1 protein-coding gene is annotated in these 1,373 nt (G+C 73.9%); it reads left to right on the top strand.

The window, feature by feature from the left end:
• Nucleotides 1–54: 54 nt before the first annotated feature.
• A partial coding sequence (locus AB0B58_RS42295) for a beta-ketoacyl synthase N-terminal-like domain-containing protein (RefSeq protein ID WP_360237075.1) occupies nt 55–1,373 on the top strand: 1,319 nt, incomplete at its 3' end.

Raw genomic sequence — 1,373 nt, 5'->3', positions numbered from 1 at the left:
CGGGGTTTGGTGGGTTCGTCGTTGGCGTGGGGGTTTTGGGAGCGGCGTTCGTCGATGACGGCGCATTTGTCGGATACCGACCTCCGCCGGATGGCCCGCGGCGGCGTCCTGCCCCTCTCGGACGAACTCGGCGTGGAGCTGTTCGACGCCGGCCTGGCGTCGTCCTGGGGCGTGGTGGCCCCGGTCCGGCTGGACATCGCCGCCCTGCGATCCGCGGGCCCGGTCCCGGCCGTGCTGCGTACCCTCGTGGGTCCGGTCCGGCGCACCGCCCGGACCGGCGTGAGTGCGGACGCGGGCCTCGCCGACCGGATCGGCGCGCTGTCCACGGAGGACCGGGAGCGCACCCTGCTCGACCTGGTCCGGGCGAACGTCGGCTTCGTCCTCGGCTTCGCCGAGCCGGAGAGGATCGCGCCCGGCCGGGCGTTCAAGGAGATCGGGTTCGACTCGCTCACCGCGGTCGAGCTGCGCAACCGCCTCAACGCCGCGACCGGGCTGCGGCTGCCCGCCACCCTCGTCTTCGACTACCCCAACCCGGCCGTGCTCGCCAGGCATCTGGTCGCCGAGCTGGTCGGTGACGCTCCGGCCGCCGCGCCGGCCGGCCCCGTCGCGGCCGGCACCGGCGACGATCCCGTCGTCATCGTCGGCATGAGCTGCCGGTTCCCCGGTGGCGTCGGCTCGCCGGAACAGCTGTGGGACCTGGTGGCGCACGGCACCGACGCGATGTCGCCCTTCCCGGCCGACCGGGGCTGGGACGTCGACGGCCTCTACGACCCCGACCCCGACCGGATCGGCACGAGCTACGTGCGCGAGGGCGGATTCCTGGACCGCGCCGACCGGTTCGACGCGGGATTCTTCGGGATCAGCCCGCGGGAGGCGCTGGCCATGGACCCGCAGCAGCGGCTGCTGCTGGAGTCGTCGTGGGAGGCGCTGGAGCGGGCCGGCATCGACCCGGGCACGGTGGCCGGGAGCCAGACCGGCGTGTTCGTCGGCGTGATCACCAATGACTACACCACGTCGGTGGCCGCGGTGCCGGAGGACGTGCAACCGTTCCTCGGCAACGGCGGATTCAACAGCGTCGCCTCCGGGCGGATCGCGTACACGCTCGGCCTGGAGGGCCCGGCGATCAGCGTCGACACCGCCTGCTCGTCGTCGCTGGTCGCGCTGCACCTGGCCGCGCAGTCGCTCCGGCAGGGCGAGTGCGCGATGGCGCTGGCTGGCGGCGTGTCCGTGATGTCCACCCCGATCGCGTTCACCGACTTCTCCCGGCAGCGCGGCATGGCCGCCGACGGGCGGTGCAAGTCGTTCGCCGCGGCCGCCGACGGCACCGCGTGGGGCGAGGGCGTCGGGATGCTGGTGCTGGAGCGCCGGTCGGA

It is taken from the genome of Actinoplanes sp. NPDC049118 (assembly GCF_040648555.1).
Lineage (GTDB): Bacteria > Actinomycetota > Actinomycetes > Mycobacteriales > Micromonosporaceae > Actinoplanes.
The sequence above is the reverse complement of the archived record's forward strand: the minus strand, read 5'-3'. Positions and strand labels throughout refer to the sequence as shown.